General features: G+C 65.2%; 15 protein-coding genes. 13 read left to right on the forward strand and 2 right to left on the reverse strand.

The genetic code is table 11. The annotated features are described in order from the left end of the window. Positions 1 to 113: 113 nt before the first annotated feature. From pdhA to ACLLJI_RS04985, 3 genes are read left to right on the forward strand one after another with little or no spacing between them, the layout of a single operon-like run. Positions 114 to 1,235 (forward strand): pyruvate dehydrogenase (acetyl-transferring) E1 component subunit alpha, encoded by a 1,122-nt coding sequence (gene pdhA / locus ACLLJI_RS04975; protein ID WP_434618614.1) that lies wholly within the window; start codon positions 114 to 116, stop codon positions 1,233 to 1,235. After that, positions 1,235 to 2,245, forward strand: a complete 1,011-nt coding sequence (locus tag ACLLJI_RS04980; protein ID WP_434618617.1) for an alpha-ketoacid dehydrogenase subunit beta — start codon at positions 1,235 to 1,237, stop codon at positions 2,243 to 2,245. The genes pdhA and ACLLJI_RS04980 overlap by 1 nt, the downstream gene beginning before the upstream one ends. 2 nt (positions 2,246 to 2,247) lie before the next feature. Further along, entirely contained in the window at positions 2,248 to 3,687 is a 1,440-nt protein-coding gene (locus tag ACLLJI_RS04985) for a dihydrolipoamide acetyltransferase family protein (protein ID WP_434618620.1), read from the forward strand. A 171-nt stretch (positions 3,688 to 3,858) separates the two neighbouring features. Here ACLLJI_RS04985 and ACLLJI_RS04990 read toward each other — a convergent pair whose 3' ends face one another. Next, complete coding sequence (locus tag ACLLJI_RS04990) at positions 3,859 to 4,518, reverse strand: SACE_7040 family transcriptional regulator (RefSeq protein ID WP_434618623.1); 660 nt, start codon at positions 4,516 to 4,518, stop codon at positions 3,859 to 3,861. Between the two features lie 106 nt (positions 4,519 to 4,624). On the opposite strand from ACLLJI_RS04990, the gene ACLLJI_RS04995 reads away from it, so the two are divergent. The 7 genes from ACLLJI_RS04995 (at position 4,625) to ACLLJI_RS05025 (ending at position 12,857) form a co-directional block, all read left to right on the forward strand. Continuing rightward, positions 4,625 to 6,232, forward strand: coding sequence for a carboxyl transferase domain-containing protein (locus tag ACLLJI_RS04995; RefSeq protein ID WP_434618626.1), 1,608 nt, complete (start codon positions 4,625 to 4,627; stop codon positions 6,230 to 6,232). Positions 6,233 to 6,236: 4 nt separating this feature from the next. Further along, complete coding sequence (locus tag ACLLJI_RS05000; RefSeq protein WP_434618629.1) at positions 6,237 to 8,546, forward strand: acetyl/propionyl/methylcrotonyl-CoA carboxylase subunit alpha; 2,310 nt, start codon at positions 6,237 to 6,239, stop codon at positions 8,544 to 8,546. Further along, positions 8,539 to 9,702, forward strand: a complete 1,164-nt coding sequence (locus tag ACLLJI_RS05005) for an acyl-CoA dehydrogenase family protein (protein WP_283561863.1) — start codon at positions 8,539 to 8,541, stop codon at positions 9,700 to 9,702. The genes ACLLJI_RS05000 and ACLLJI_RS05005 overlap by 8 nt, the downstream gene beginning before the upstream one ends. 165 nt (positions 9,703 to 9,867) lie before the next feature. Beyond that, positions 9,868 to 10,782 (forward strand): CoA transferase subunit A, encoded by a 915-nt coding sequence (locus ACLLJI_RS05010; RefSeq protein ID WP_434621239.1) that lies wholly within the window; start codon positions 9,868 to 9,870, stop codon positions 10,780 to 10,782. Position 10,783: 1 nt separating this feature from the next. Then, complete coding sequence (locus ACLLJI_RS05015) at positions 10,784 to 11,437, forward strand: CoA transferase subunit B (protein ID WP_434618633.1); 654 nt, start codon at positions 10,784 to 10,786, stop codon at positions 11,435 to 11,437. Then, positions 11,434 to 12,048 carry a MaoC family dehydratase gene (locus tag ACLLJI_RS05020; protein ID WP_434618636.1) on the forward strand — a complete coding sequence of 205 codons (615 nt, stop codon included), beginning with the start codon at positions 11,434 to 11,436 and terminating at the stop codon, positions 12,046 to 12,048. Before ACLLJI_RS05015 ends, ACLLJI_RS05020 begins: the two co-directional genes overlap by 4 nt. Further along, positions 12,045 to 12,857 (forward strand): HpcH/HpaI aldolase/citrate lyase family protein, encoded by an 813-nt coding sequence (locus ACLLJI_RS05025; protein ID WP_434618639.1) that lies wholly within the window; start codon positions 12,045 to 12,047, stop codon positions 12,855 to 12,857. Before ACLLJI_RS05020 ends, ACLLJI_RS05025 begins: the two co-directional genes overlap by 4 nt. A 32-nt stretch (positions 12,858 to 12,889) precedes the next feature. Here the strand turns inward: ACLLJI_RS05025 and ACLLJI_RS05030 are convergent, their stop codons facing one another. Further along, a complete protein-coding gene (locus ACLLJI_RS05030) occupies positions 12,890 to 13,075 on the reverse strand; it encodes a hypothetical protein (RefSeq protein WP_434618642.1) in 186 nt (61 codons plus the stop codon). A gap of 128 nt (positions 13,076 to 13,203) precedes the next feature. On the opposite strand from ACLLJI_RS05030, the gene ACLLJI_RS05035 reads away from it, so the two are divergent. The 3 genes from ACLLJI_RS05035 (at position 13,204) to ACLLJI_RS05045 (ending at position 14,308) form a co-directional block, all read left to right on the forward strand. After that, positions 13,204 to 13,434 (forward strand): AbrB/MazE/SpoVT family DNA-binding domain-containing protein, encoded by a 231-nt coding sequence (locus ACLLJI_RS05035; RefSeq protein ID WP_434618645.1) that lies wholly within the window; start codon positions 13,204 to 13,206, stop codon positions 13,432 to 13,434. Next, positions 13,427 to 13,870, forward strand: coding sequence for a type II toxin-antitoxin system VapC family toxin (locus tag ACLLJI_RS05040; protein ID WP_434618648.1), 444 nt, complete (start codon positions 13,427 to 13,429; stop codon positions 13,868 to 13,870). The genes ACLLJI_RS05035 and ACLLJI_RS05040 overlap by 8 nt, the downstream gene beginning before the upstream one ends. Before the next feature lie 222 nt (positions 13,871 to 14,092). Then, on the forward strand, positions 14,093 to 14,308 hold the full coding sequence (locus tag ACLLJI_RS05045) for a hypothetical protein (RefSeq protein ID WP_434618651.1): 216 nt from the start codon (positions 14,093 to 14,095) through the stop codon (positions 14,306 to 14,308). Positions 14,309 to 14,617 lie beyond the last annotated feature (309 nt).

Here is a 14,617-nt window from a genome sequence, read left to right on the forward strand (position 1 = left end):
ATACGGGCAAGGGAGCCCGTGGACAGTCGAACGGTCACAAACCGGGGCTGGGACGGACCATGGACCAAAAATTCGAGGCCGGCCGAGACAATGTGTAAAGGTTGCGTGGAACTATGGTGAAGGACGAGACAGCCCCTACCCGGGGCTTTCAGCAGCCGGAGATGATCCAGCTCATTACGCCGGACGGAACGCGCGTCGGCCACCCGGAATTTGACCGTTGGCTGCAGGATATTGATGACGAACGGCTGTGCGCCCTCTACGAGGACATGGTGGTCATCCGCCGGATCGATACCGAAGCCACGCATCTTCAGCGGCAGGGGGAGCTGGCGCTCTGGCCGCCGCTGCTGGGCCAGGAAGCATCGCAGATTGGCTCCGCACGTGCCCTGCGGACCGACGATTTCGTCTTTTCCAGCTATCGGGAAAACGGCGTGGCCTATTGCCGGGGCGTGGACCTGACGGACCTGCTCCGCGTCTGGCGCGGCAATGTCTCCTCGGGCTGGGATCCGTTCAGCATCAATATGGCCACGCCGCAGATCATCATCGGCGCGCAGACGCTGCACGCCACCGGCTATGCCCTGGGGATCCAGAACGACGGCGCCGATTCTGCCGCCATCACCTACTTCGGCGACGGGGCAGTGAGCCAGGGTGACGTCAATGAGGCGCTCGTTTTTGCCGCCAGCTTCCAGGTGCCGGTGATCTTCTTCTGCCAGAACAACCACTGGGCCATTTCCGAACCCGTTGGCCTGCAGTCGCACATTCCGATCGCGGACCGGGCCCCCGGCTTCGGCATCCCGGCCCTGCGCGTGGATGGGAACGACGTGCTCGCCGTGCTGGCCGCGACCCGGATTGCCCTGGACCGTGCCCGGACCGGCGGCGGACCCACCTTCATCGAAGCGGTCACCTACCGGATGGGGCCGCACACGACGGCGGATGATCCGACCCGCTATCGGGACGCCAATGAGCTGGAGGACTGGGCCGCCAAGGACCCGATCTCCCGGGTCGAAGCACTGCTGGCCAAGGACGGTCTGCTTACCCCGAAGCTGCAGGACGCCGTGGCCGCCAAGGCCGACGCCGTCGCCAAAGAAATGCGTGCGGGCTGCATCGGGCTGCCGGAACCGGCTCCGCTGGACGTTTTTGACAATGTGTACAGCACGCACAATTCCTGGCTGGACCGCCAGCGTGACCATTATTCCCGCTATCTGGCAACGCTTGCCGGTGCCGAAGGAGGCAACTGATGTCGAGCATGACATTTAGCCGGGCCATTAACGCGGGCCTGCGCAAGGCGATGGAGGATGATCCAAAGGTCCTGCTGATGGGCGAGGACATCGGCAAGCTCGGCGGTGTTTTCCGCATCACCGACGGACTGCAGAAGGACTTCGGCCCGCAGCGCGTTCTGGACACCCCGCTTGCCGAGGCCGCCATTCTGGGCACCGCCGTCGGGCTGGCCTACCGGGGCTACCGGCCGGTGTGTGAAATTCAGTTTGACGGCTTCATCTACCCCGCCTTTGACCAGATCGTCGCCCAGGTGGCCAAGCTGCACTACCGCACGCAGGGCAAGGTCAAAATGCCCATCACCATCCGCGTTCCGTTTGGCGGCGGCATCGGCTCTCCGGAGCATCATTCCGAATCGCCGGAGGCCTACTTCACCCACACATCGGGGCTGCGCGTGATCAGCGTGTCCAACCCGCAGGACGCGTACACCATGATCCGGCAGGCCGTTGCCAGCGATGACCCGGTGCTTTACTTTGAACCCAAGCGCCGTTACCACACCAAGGGCGAGGTGGATGAGACCCAGGAACTCCGGGACGCGCTGCCGATGGAAAGCGCGCGGGTGGTCGTCGCCGGGACGGACGTCACGCTCGTTGCCTACGGGCCACTGGTGCAGACCGCCCGTGATGCCGCCGTGGCCGCCGCGGATGAGGGGATTTCCGTGGAGGTCATTGACCTGCGCTCGCTGGCACCGATAGATTTTGCCCCGTTGGAGGCCTCCGTGCGCAGGACCGGACGGCTGGTCATCACGCACGAGGCGGCGCAGTCCGGCGGGCTTGGCGCGGAGTTGGCAGCCAGTCTCACGGAACGCTGTTTTTCCTATCTGGAAACGGCGCCGGTCCGGGTGACGGGCTTCGATGTGCCGTACCCACCGTCCAAACTCGAAAAATATCATCTGCCCGATCTGGACCGGATACTGGACGGCGTGGACCGTGCACTGGGCCGTCCAAACTCCCTAAGCGGGCTGGAAGGGTGAGGATGATTAAGGAATTCAGACTCCCGGATCTGGGCGAAGGCCTGACCGAATCCGAAATCGTGGCGTGGAAGGTCGCGGTGGGGGACACGGTCACGCTGAACCAGGTGATCGCCGAGGTCGAGACCGCTAAGGCCGTGGTGGAGCTGCCCTCGCCCTATGCCGGCGTGATCGCGAAGCTGCATGAGCAGCCCGGCACCGTGGTGGAGGTCGGGTCACCGATCGTTTCCTTTGAACTGCCCGGGGCCGACGACGGCGGCAGTGACGGTGCCGCCGTTGGCGCCGGCAGTTCTTCGCTCGCCGACCAGACGGGGAACGATGGTTTTCCGGGTGCCAACCAAGCTGGGAGAGGCACTTCTTCGATGCTCGGCCACGGGACGGACCGGCGCGTGGAGACTGCTGACGCCAAGCGCGTCCCCACCCTCGTCGGGTACGGCGCCGAACTGGAAACGAACGGCCACCCGGCCCGCCGCCGCCGTCGTCTTCCCGCTGCTGCGGTTGCCGCCGCGGTAGGTCAGGCAGATGTCCCGGCTCAGCGCGAAATTGAGCGGCCCCGCTCAACCCCTCCGGTCAGGAAACTGGCCAAAGATTTGGGCGTTTCATTGGCAGCGATCACTGGGACGGGACCGAACGGGCTGATTGTCCGCGAGGATGTGCTCGCTGCGGTGTCCGACGGCCTCGAATCCACGCCGTTGGCAGTACAGGAAGACACCGCACGGCGAGATACTGTACAGGCAGATACCGCCCGCGAGATCCGCACTCCGATCAAGGGCGTCCGCAAACATACGGCGGCTGCCATGGTGGCCAGCGCGTTCACCGCCCCGCACGTGAGCGAATTCCTCACCGTCGACGTCACGCCCACCATGGACCTGCTCGCCAAGCTCAAGGGCAGCAGGGGGTTCGTGGGCTACAAACTCACTCCGCTGACACTGGTGGCGAAGGCGCTGTGCATTGCCGCCGGGCGCCAGCCGTCGGTGAATTCACGCTGGGATGAGGCCAATGGCGAGATCATTACGATGAATTATCTGAACTTGGGCATTGCCGCCGCGACTCCGCGTGGACTCATGGTGCCCAATATCAAGGATGCGCAGGCCATGAACCTGATGCAGCTTTCCGCCGCACTGACCGAGTTGACAGATACGGCGCGGGCCGGAAAAACCACTCCGGCGGCGCTGAGCGGGGGCACCATTTCCATCACGAACATCGGAGTGTTCGGTATTGACGCGGGGACGCCCATCCTCAATCCGGGCGAGGCTGCCATCCTGGCCATGGGAGCTGTGCGCCGGCAGCCGTGGGAGTACAACGGTGAAGTCGCCCTGCGTCAGGTGATGACGCTGAGCCTGTCCTTTGATCACCGGCTGGTGGACGGCGAGCAGGGTTCGCGGTTCCTCGCCGACATCGGCACTATCCTGGCCGAACCGGGCATGGTCCTCACGATGATCTGATCCTTGCGCCGAGAGTGGAGATGTGCCCCTTGAAATGTGGTCTTGTTTTGTGGGGCAGATCTCCCACCCATCTTCGGTATCGTGGCGGGTCGGAGAAGAGCAACATGATTGTCGGCGTGCGTGGCGTCCGCCCGTCTCCTGCTCCCGCAGCTGCTGGCTGCATCCGGGCCGTTAGGCGAGGAGGCCGGCGCGGGCCATGCGTTCGAGGACGGGGCGCGCGGTCCGGGCGGCGATTTTCCGGCCGTGGCTCCGGGCGCTGTGCGGGGTGGAGTTGATCAGCCCGAAGGTGGCCTGGACCTTGAGCCGGCGGCTGGCGGGGTCCGTGCCGGGCTCGAGCCGGCCGAGTACTGCGACCCACAGGTCAATGTAGCCTCGCTGGAGTTTGCGCACGGACGCCAGATCCGGGGGTGCGAGATTGTCCAGATCACGGTCCTGGACGCGGATCACATCCGGGTTGGACAGCGCAAAGTCCACGTGGAATTCAATCAGCGTGCGCAGTGCTGCCGCGTCGTCCGCCGCGGCGGCCACCACCGAGGTGCCGCCATCGAACAGGTCCGCGCTGACCCCCACCAGCAGGGCTCCAAGGACGGCCTGCTTGCTGGTGAAATGGCGGTAAACTGCCGGTCCACTGACGCCGGCCGCCGAACCGAGGTCCTCGATGGAGACCCGGTTGAAGCCGTGCTGGGAAAAAAGGCCGGCGGCGGCAGTCAACAGGGCCTGCCGCCTGTCCGCCTTGGCCAGGCTGCGCAGCGTAGCCTGGCCGCCCTGCGCGGGCCGGCCGCCCTGCGCGGCGTGGCCGCGCCCCGCGGGCTCGCTTGCGTTGCTCATCATTCCTTCCATAGTGGACATCACAGATAAGACAGACTAGCCTAAACTCAGTTAACAGTCACTAACCAAAATGCGATGCCGGCTGATGCGAGGAAGCGGGAAGTTGTCGATGGAGACGATTGAAAGCCGGGTGGACCCGGGCAGCGCGCCGTACGCCGGGAATAAGGCTGCGCAGCTTGCATTGGCGGTGGAGCTGCGCGAGCGGTTGGCGGCAACCGCGTTGGGTGGCCCGGAGCGTTCACGGGTCCGCCACGTGGCCCGCGGAAAGCTGCTCCCGCGGGACCGCGTCGACCAGCTGCTCGATGAGGGCAGCCCGTTCCTGGAAATTGCCCCGCTGGCCGCCAACGGCATGTACGGCAACGATTCGCCCGGCGCCGGGGTGATTGTCGGCATCGGCCTGGTGCACGGCCGGCAGGTGCTGGTCATCTCCAACGACGCCACCGTTAAGGGTGGAACGTATTACCCAATGACGGTCAAGAAGCATCTGCGGGCGCAGGAGATCGCGCTGGAGAACCGGCTGCCGTGCATTTACCTGGTGGATTCCGGCGGCGCATTCCTGCCCAAGCAGGACGAGGTCTTCCCGGACAAGGAGCACTTCGGACGGATCTTCTTCAACCAGGCACAGCTTTCCGCGGCCAAAATTCCGCAGATCGCCTCCGTGATGGGCTCCTGCACCGCCGGCGGCGCCTACGTCCCGGCGATGAGCGACGAGACGGTCATCGTGCGCAACCAGGGCACCATCTTTCTGGGTGGCCCCCCGCTGGTAAAGGCCGCCATCGGGGAGATTGTCACGGCCGAGGAGCTCGGCGGTGGGGACGTGCACTCCAAAATTTCCGGCGTCACCGACCATCTGGCCGAAAATGACCAGCATGCGCTGCAGATCGTCCGCGACATTGTCGCCACTCTGCCCCGACCGGCGGCTCCGGCCTGGGATATGGAAACCAGCATCGAGCCGGAAGCCGACCCGGCGAACCTGTACGGTGCGGTACCCACTGACCTCAACACCCCCTATGATGCGCACGAAATCATCGCGCGGATCGTGGACGGCAGCCGTTTCCACGAATTCAAAAAGAACTACGGCACCACGCTGGTCACCGGCTTTGCCCGCCTGCACGGCCACCCGGTGGGCATCATCGCCAACAACGGTGTGCTCTTCAGCGAATCCGCCCTCAAGGGTGCGCACTTCATCGAACTGTGCGACCAGCGCGGGATTCCTTTGATCTTCCTGCAGAACCTCTCCGGTTTCATGGTCGGCAAGGACTATGAGCAGGGCGGCATCGCCAAGAACGGCGCCAAGATGGTCACCGCCGTCGCCACAGCCCGCGTACCCAAGCTGACCGTCGTCGTCGGCGGCTCATTCGGTGCCGGCAATTACTCGATGTGCGGACGCGCCTACGGCCCGCGCTTCCTCTGGATGTGGCCGGCCAGCCGGATCTCCGTGATGGGCGGCAACCAGGCCGCCTCGGTGCTGGCCACCGTCAAGCGCGAGCAGATCGAGGGCCGCGGCGGGCAATGGTCCGCGGCCGAGGAGGAATCGTTCAAGGCCCCGATCAAGGCACAGTACGAGGATCAGGGCAGCCCCTACTATTCCACCGCCCGGCTGTGGGACGACGGCGTTATTGACCCTGCTGACACGCGGACCGTGCTGGGTCTCGCCCTCGATGTCTGTGCCCAAGCGCCGCTGCCGGACACCTCCTTCGGCCTCTTCAGGATGTGACCCGATGACACTTTTCGTCCCTCCGAATACATCCTCGCCCGCCGCTGCGACATTCAGTACTGTGCTGGTGGCCAACCGCGGCGAGATCGCCTGCCGCATCTTTGCCACCCTGCGCCGGATGGGGATCCGTTCCGTGGCCGTGTACAGCGATGCCGACGCCGACGCCCGGCACGTGCGGTTGGCTGACGAGGCCGTGCGGATCGGGCCGGCCGCGGCGCAGCTCAGCTACCTGAATACGGACGCCATCCTGGCCGCGGTCAGAGCCACCGGGGCCCAGGCCGTGCATCCCGGTTACGGCTTCCTGTCCGAGAACGAGGGATTTGCCCGCGCACTCGCGGACGCCGGTGTGGCATTCATCGGACCCGGCGTGCACGCGCTGAACATGATGGGCGACAAGATCCGTTCGAAAAACCATGTGATGGCGCACGGTGTTCCGGTGGTGCCCGGCATCGCCGAGCCCGGGCTGACCAACGATCAACTGGTCGCGGCGGCCGACGGCGTCGGCTACCCGTTGCTGATCAAGCCCTCCGCCGGGGGAGGCGGCAAGGGAATGCACGTGGTGGAGCGCCCCGAAGACCTGGTGGCGACACTTGTCACCGCGCGTCGGGTTGCGGCGTCCGCCTTCGGCGACGACACGCTCTTTATGGAGCGGCTGGTGGCAGCCCCGCGGCATATCGAGGTCCAGGTCCTGGCGGACAACCACGGCAACGTGATCCATCTGGGCGAGCGCGAATGCTCGCTGCAGCGCCGGCACCAGAAGGTCATCGAGGAAGCACCGTCGTCCCTGCTGGAGTCATTGAACGACGGCGGCGCCACCCGCGCGCGGATCGGCGAAGCCGCCTGCAAGGCTGCCCGCAGCGTCGGCTACAGCGGTGCGGGCACGGTGGAGTTCCTGGTCTCGGACACGGCGCCGGATGAATTCTTTTTTATGGAAATGAATACCCGGCTGCAGGTGGAGCACCCGGTCACCGAGATGGTCACCGGGCTGGATCTGGTGCAGTGGCAGATCCGCATTGCCGCCGGGCAGCCGCTGACCCTCCGGCAGGACGACGTGGCGCTCACCGGGCACGCCGTCGAGGCGCGGGTCTACGCGGAGAATCCGGCGCGGGGTTTCCTGCCCACCAGCGGGAGGGTGCTGGCGCTGGCGGAGCCGACGGGAGACGGCGTGCGGGTGGATTCGTCGCTGCTGCCGGGGCTGGGGATCGGTTCGGATTACGACCCGATGCTGGCCAAGGTGATCGCCTGGGGCGCCGACAGGGGACAGGCGCTGGCGCGGCTGGACCGGGCGCTCGCGGACACCACCGTGCTCGGGCTCGGCACGAACATCGAGTACCTGCGGCTGCTCGTTGCCGATGCGGATGTGCTGGCCGGGCGGCTGGACACCACCATGATCGAGCGCAAGTTGCCGGGGCTGACGTTCCGGCAGGCGGATGACGCCCTGCTGGCCGCGGCCGCCCTGTACCTGTTTGCCTCGGGTGTCTACCCCGGGACGCTGGATGATGGAAGGAACGACGACGGCACGCCCGGCACCGGTCCGTGGCACTCCCGTGATGGCTGGGGAACGGGCGACTGCGGCGCCCCCGCCACCGGTCCGTGGCACTCCCGTGATGGCTGGCGGCTGGGACGGCACCGGCCACTGCGGTATGAGTTTGCGCTCGGTGCCACTGAATCCGTGACCGTCCAGCTGGCCGGCGTGGTCCGATCCGGCGACGGTGTGCGCGGCGATGTGGCCGTTGCTGACGGTGCGCCGGTGCTTGCCACCTACCGGCACGACGCTGGAGCCGCCGGCCGGATCGACGCTGGAGCCGCCGGCCGGATCGAGTACGACGGATTCTCCCGCGGCATCCACGTGGCGCGCGACGGCGCATCCGTCTGGATCGGCGAGTCCGGATTCGCCTGCGAACTGCGGCTGCGCAGCCGAGAAGAGCAGCTTGCAGCGGTTCTCGCGGGGATCGCCCGCGAGGAGGGCGCAGCGGATCCGCAGGTCCGCTCGCCCATGCCGGGCACCGTCGTCGCCGTCAATGTCGGCAACGGCGACGCCGTCGAACCAGGTCAGACGCTGCTGGCCGTCGAGGCCATGAAGATGGAACACCAGCTGGTGGCATCGGTGGCCGGCACCGTCCACATCAGCGTCAGGCCAGGGGACCTGGTGAAGGCCGATCAGGTGGTGGCCACAATCCACACCGTCCCTGCCGCCGTGGCCGCCGCAGAGAGCCGGCACCCAGCAGATCCCGTAGAGACCCCCACAGCGACAACTCCCACAGCGACAACTCCCACAGCAGCAGATCCAGAAGGAGCTCCCAGCAATGCCTGATTTTGAACTCAGCGAGGACTACCAGGACCTCAGCGATGCCGTGCGCGACTTCGCCGACAACGTGGTCGCTCCGGTGTCGGCCAAGCACGACGAGGAGCACAGCTTCCCGTACGAGATTGTCTCGCAGATGGCGGACATGGGACTGTTCGGGCTGCCATTTCCCGAGGAATACGGTGGGCAGGGCGGAGATTACTTCGCGCTGGCGCTGGCGCTGGAGCAGCTGGGACGCGTCGACCAATCCGTTGCCATCACACTGGAAGCGGGCGTTTCGCTCGGCGCCATGCCGGTTCACCGGTTCGGCACCGAGGAGCAAAAGAGCCAGTGGCTGCCGCTGTTGGCCTCGGGCAAGGCGCTCGCCGGGTTCGGACTGACTGAACCTGAGGCCGGATCCGATGCAGGCGGCACCAAAACCCATGCGCATCTGGAGGATGGGCAGTGGGTCATCAACGGCAACAAGGAATTCATCACCAACTCCGGGACGGACATCACCAAACTGGTCACCGTCACCGCCGTCACCGGGACATCCGAGCGCGCTGACGGGTCGGTTAAGAAGGAGATCTCCACTATTCTGGTCCCCACCGATACGCCAGGGTTCAAGGCGGAGAAGGCCTACAACAAGGTGGGCTGGAACGCCTCGGACACCCATCCGCTCACGCTCCAGGACGTCCGCGTTCCCGGGGCCAACCTGCTGGGAGTGCAGGGCCGGGGCTTCGCGAACTTCCTCAGCATTTTGGACGAGGGGCGGATCGCCATCGCCGCCCTGGCCACAGGTGCCGCGCAGGGCTGTGTGGACGAATCCGTCCGCTACGCCAAGGACCGCCATGCCTTCGGCCACAATATCGGCAAGTACCAGGGCATCTCGTTCAAAATCGCCCGGATGCAGGCCCGGGCGCACACCGCGCGGCTGGCCTACTATGATGCCGCCGCGCGGATGCTGGCCGGGAAGCCGTTCAAGGTGCAGGCAGCCATCGCCAAAATGGTCGCCGGCGAGGCCGCAATGGACAACGCCAGGGACGCGACCCAGGTGTTCGGCGGCTACGGGTTCATCAATGAATTCACGGTGTCCCGGCATTACCGCGACTCGAAGATTCTCGAGGTCGGGGAAGGCACCACCGAGGTCCAGCTCATGCTGATCGCCCGGGATCTGGGCCTCTAGGCCACCGGTGGAACAGGACGCCGGTCATATGGACGGATGCCGTGGGAATTTCCACGGCATCCGTCCATATCCAAGGCATCCTGTCAGGATGCACGGCACGGAGGGCGCAAGCCAAGCCCTATGATCGAAACAACCCAGACGAAACTGCGCAGAAAGGGATCAACGATGATCAACAAAGTTGTCCGCACCGCGGCAGAGGCCGTCGCCGACATTCCCGACGGTGCCTCGCTGGCCGTCGGTGGGTTCGGCCTGTGCGGGATTCCCGTGGCCTTAATCGCTGCCCTGCACGATCAGGGCACCAAAGAGCTCGAGACCATCAGCAACAATTGCGGCGTGGATGACTGGGGGTTGGGCATCCTGCTCTCGGACGGCAGGATCCGCCGCACCACGTCCTCCTACGTCGGGGAAAACAAAGAGTTCGCCCGGCAATTCCTGGCCGGCGAACTGGAGGTCGAGCTCACACCGCAGGGAACCTTGGCCGAGAAGCTGCGCGCGGGCGGCGCCGGCATTCCGGCCTTTTACACCACCGCAGGTGTCGGCACGCAGGTCAGCGAGGGTGGCCTGCCGAGGAAGTACGACGGCGGCGGCAACGTTGCGATTGCCTCGGAACCTAAGGAGGTGCGCACATTCGGCGGCGCAGACTATGTCCTGGAGGAGTCGGTCAATCCGGACTTTGCCCTGGTGCATGCGCAGCGCGGGGACCGGCACGGGAACCTGATCTTCCACGCCACCGCGATGAATTTCAACCCGCTCTGCGCGATGGCCGGCAAGATCACGATTGCGGAGGTCGAGGAGCTGGTGGAGCCGGGCGAGCTCGATCCGGAACATATTCACGTCCCCGGGATCTTCGTCCAACGCGTGGTGCATGTTCCGGTCGGGGCACCGCACAGCGAGAAACGCGTTGAAAAGCGCACCGTCGCCGCCCCCGTCGTCGAGCCTGATCCGCTGACTGCGCCCGCCGTCCTGGTCGACCCGCCCCCGAGGGTCGACGACGCTCGGCCACGGGCGGCCTCCGTCGAGCACCGGGACACGGCCCCCGTCGTGCACCGGGACGCCGCGACCGCAATGAAGGAAGCCTGACATGGCACTCACACGCAACGAACTCGCGGCCCGCGTGGCCAAGGAACTGAAGAACGGCCAGTACGTCAACCTCGGCATTGGCATGCCGACGCTGATTCCCAATTACATTCCCGCCGGCGTCGAAGTTGTCCTGCATTCCGAAAACGGGATTCTGGGCACCGGACCGTACCCTACCGAGGAGAACGTCGATCCGGATCTGATCAACGCCGGGAAGGAGACCGTCACCGTGAATAAGGGCGCGGCGTTCTTCGATTCCGCGGTGTCCTTCGGTATGGTCCGTGGCGGCCACGTGGATGTGGCGGTCCTCGGCGCCATGGAAGTGGCCGAGAACGGCGACCTGGCCAACTGGATGATCCCGGGCAAAATGGTGAAGGGCATGGGCGGCGCGATGGATCTGGTCTTCGGTGCCAAACGGCTGATCATCATGATGGAGCACGTGGACCGCACCGGCAAACCGAAAATCCTCAAGCACTGCACCCTCCCGCTGACCGGCAAGGGCTGCGTGGACCGCATCATCACCGATTTGGCCGTGATCGACGTGACGGCGGACGGGCTGGTGCTGCGCGAGGTTGCGCCCGGGGTCACCGTCGATGAGGTCCATGCGGCCACTGGCGCGGAGCTTCTGGTGGAGATGCACGATGTGGACCTCGTATGAGTGTGCAGCCACAGGCCGAGCAGGGGAGCGGGACCAGGGTGATCGAGCAGCGCGGACTGTACTTCGATGAGCTGGAATCCGGTGTGATCTATGCACACAAGCCCGGCCGGACGGTGACCGAAGCGGACAATGTCCTGTTTACCAGCATGACCATGAACACGCAGGCTCTGCATCTGGACGCTGCCTGGAGTTCCACCCAGCCGTTCGGGCAGCGGCTGGTGAATTCGATGTTCACGCTGGCGACCGTCGTCGGCCAGTCCGTGTCGCAGCTGACGCAGGGAACGATCATCGCGCAGCTGGGCCTCACCGATGTGAAATTCCCGCACCCGATGTTCCACGGCGACACCCTCTATACCGAGACCGTGATCACCGGCAAACGGCTTTCGGCCTCCCGTCCCGGGCAGGGAATTGTCACCATGGCCCACACCGGCCGGAACCAGAACGGGGTTGTGGTGGCAACCCTGGAACGAAGCTGCCTGATGTGGACCAAAGAAGGGCATGCCGCGGGGGCCATCTCCACACGGCCGCAGGCTGCCTTGGCCGATGACCGGAACGCAGCTCCGGTGGGGCGCCCGGGCGAGCACGTGACGACCCAGGAGCCCACATCATGACGTTTAGCATGGGCCCGGCCCTGCTCTTCTGCCCCGCGGATCGTCCGGAACGATATGCCAAGGCCGCGGACCGGGCGGATGCGGTGATCCTGGATCTCGAGGACGCCGTAGCACCCAAGGACAAGGCAGCCGCGCGCGGGCACCTGACCGGCACTCCGCAGGATCCGGGCCGGACCATCGTGCGCATCAACCCGCTCGGCACCGCAGACGCGGACGCGGACCTGGCGGCGCTGCAACAGACGCAGTACCGGACCATCATGGTGGCCAAAGCCGAAGACGCCTCGGCGCTGTCCGAACTGGACGGTTTTGACGTCGTCGCGCTTTGTGAAACCGCCCGCGGCGTGCTGGAAGCTGCGCGGATCGCGACGGCTCCCAACGTCGTGGCGCTGATGTGGGGCGCGGAGGACTTGGTTGCCTCCCTCGGCGGCAGCTCCAGCCGGACGGACGACGGCGGCTACCGCGCCGTGGCCGCGCACGCCCGGTCGAGTGTCCTGCTGGCGGCCGGCGCCTTCGGCAAAACCGCGATTGATGCCGTCCACGTGAACATTCCGGATCTGGACGGCCTGGCCGCGGAGGCACGAGACGCCGTCGCCTCCGGCTTTGGCGCTACGGCCTGCATCCATCCCGGTCAGGTCGCCGTCATCCGCGATGCCTATACGCCGGCGCCGGAGGAGGTGGCCCTGGCTCGGGAGCTCCTTGCAGCCGCTGCCGCGTCGGGATCGGGTGTCTTCGCGTACAAGGGCAAAATGATCGACGGCCCCATCCTCAAACACGCGCGCCAGACCCTGCGGCGCGCCGAATTGACGTAACTCTCTTCCGTGACTCCGTCTTCAAAAGTAGTCTACATCCGCGCGCTGACGACACATTCAAGCCCCAGGCCCGGCAAAGCCCGGTCCGCTGTCAGAAACGTCATCCCGTTGGCAGCAGCCTGGGCTAAAAGCAAACGGTCGAACGGATCATGGCCTATGAGGTCCGGAAACCCGGTGATGGCCCGTGCATCCGCTGCCGCAATCTCGAGCTCTTCCATGCCTGAAGGGTCCTGCGACTTCGAGGCACTTCACCTGGGACTGAATTGGGGGAACGTTCACATACTGCGGCCACAACTTTCTGGAGATTCAAGAGTATTACCAAAAACATTAAGAGTAAGATTATTTCATGAGGATTACATCCAAGGGCCAAGTGACGATACCGCAGGCGCTTCGGAACGAATTTGGTCTGTTGCCCGAGACCGACGTTGAGTTCGTCGCCGATGGTGATGGTGTCCGGATTGTCAAAGCGAAAGCGCGGAAACCGGACCGGGCAGACCGGGCCATGGAATTGCTGAGGGGCAGCGCCAAGACCAGAATGACCACGGACGAGATCATGGCGTTGACGCGCGGTGAGTAGCAGCTGGCCCGCAGCCCGTAGGTTTCTGGTCGATTCAAACGTTCTGCTTGATGTCGCGCTGCAGGACGCGGACTGGAGCAGCTGGTCAGAGGATGCGATGGCAGAGCCGCTGAGGACAGGCACAGTCGCCATCAATCCGCTGATTTATGCCGAAGTCTCCGTCGGGTACAAGCGGATCGAGAGCCTTGATGCGGCCTTGCCGGAAGAACTTTTTGCCCGCCTCCCTATTCCGTACCAAGCGGGATTCCTGGCAGGGAAGGCGTTCGCGCAATATCGTTCGCGTGGCGGCTTGAAGCGGGCTCCCTTGCCCGACTTCTATATTGGTGCTCACGCAGCAGTTTCGGGTCTGACGCTCATCACCCGGGACAGCAGACGATATCGTGCGTATTTCCCCACGGTGGAACTCATCTGTCCGCCGACTGAAAACCACACGTGATGCGCGGCTGCAATTGCTGGATCTATTTCACGAACCAGACAGCCGGCACCTACCGGAACCTCCAGGGAGCAGAAGCGTGGCGAAAAAGTCCAAGGACCCAAGCGCACACCTAAGGCGGGCTCGCAGCAGCCGAAGCGCAAGCCGCAGGTGAAGCCGGTATCGTCATCTGCGGCCCGGATACCGGCTGCTGTCCCGTGGATTCCGCCGGCGCCCCGGATAACGGTGCACCTGCCGGAGCTGACGGACGCCGAAGAGTCGTCCGGCTTCGCCGCGGTTCCGCTGATCCAGTGGACCACGGACCCGATGACCTGGCTCGGCGACGGCAGGCCTGTGACCGGAACGGGCGTGCTGCGGCTGAGGGACATCGCGGCGGCGGCCGAGAGCATCGGGGTGGCTGTGAGGCGGAGCCTGCTTACATCCGGCTCACCGTCCTCGTGAAAATGGTGGGTCTTGCGGCGGACGTACAAACTTGATGCGCGGGATATATCGCGGTTGCTGCTTGAACTTTCCTCCGCGGAAGAAATCCCGGTGGAGTCCCCTGTGCTGGTCCGCAAGGCAGCGCGGCCGGCGGCAGCGGGGCAGGATTTGCCGATTCGCTCATTGCACTCCGCGGGGTGGAAGCCGGCCGTGCCTACACGCCACCTTTGACCAACAGGCGGCCGACGTGGACGGCATGAAGTTACTCCCCTAAGTCCGCCCCTTTTAAGGGAGCGCCGCCGCGTTATACGATGGCCGCCGCGGCAGTAC

Source organism: Arthrobacter sp. A5 (genome assembly GCF_051131705.1).
Classification (GTDB): domain Bacteria; phylum Actinomycetota; class Actinomycetes; order Actinomycetales; family Micrococcaceae; genus Arthrobacter_M.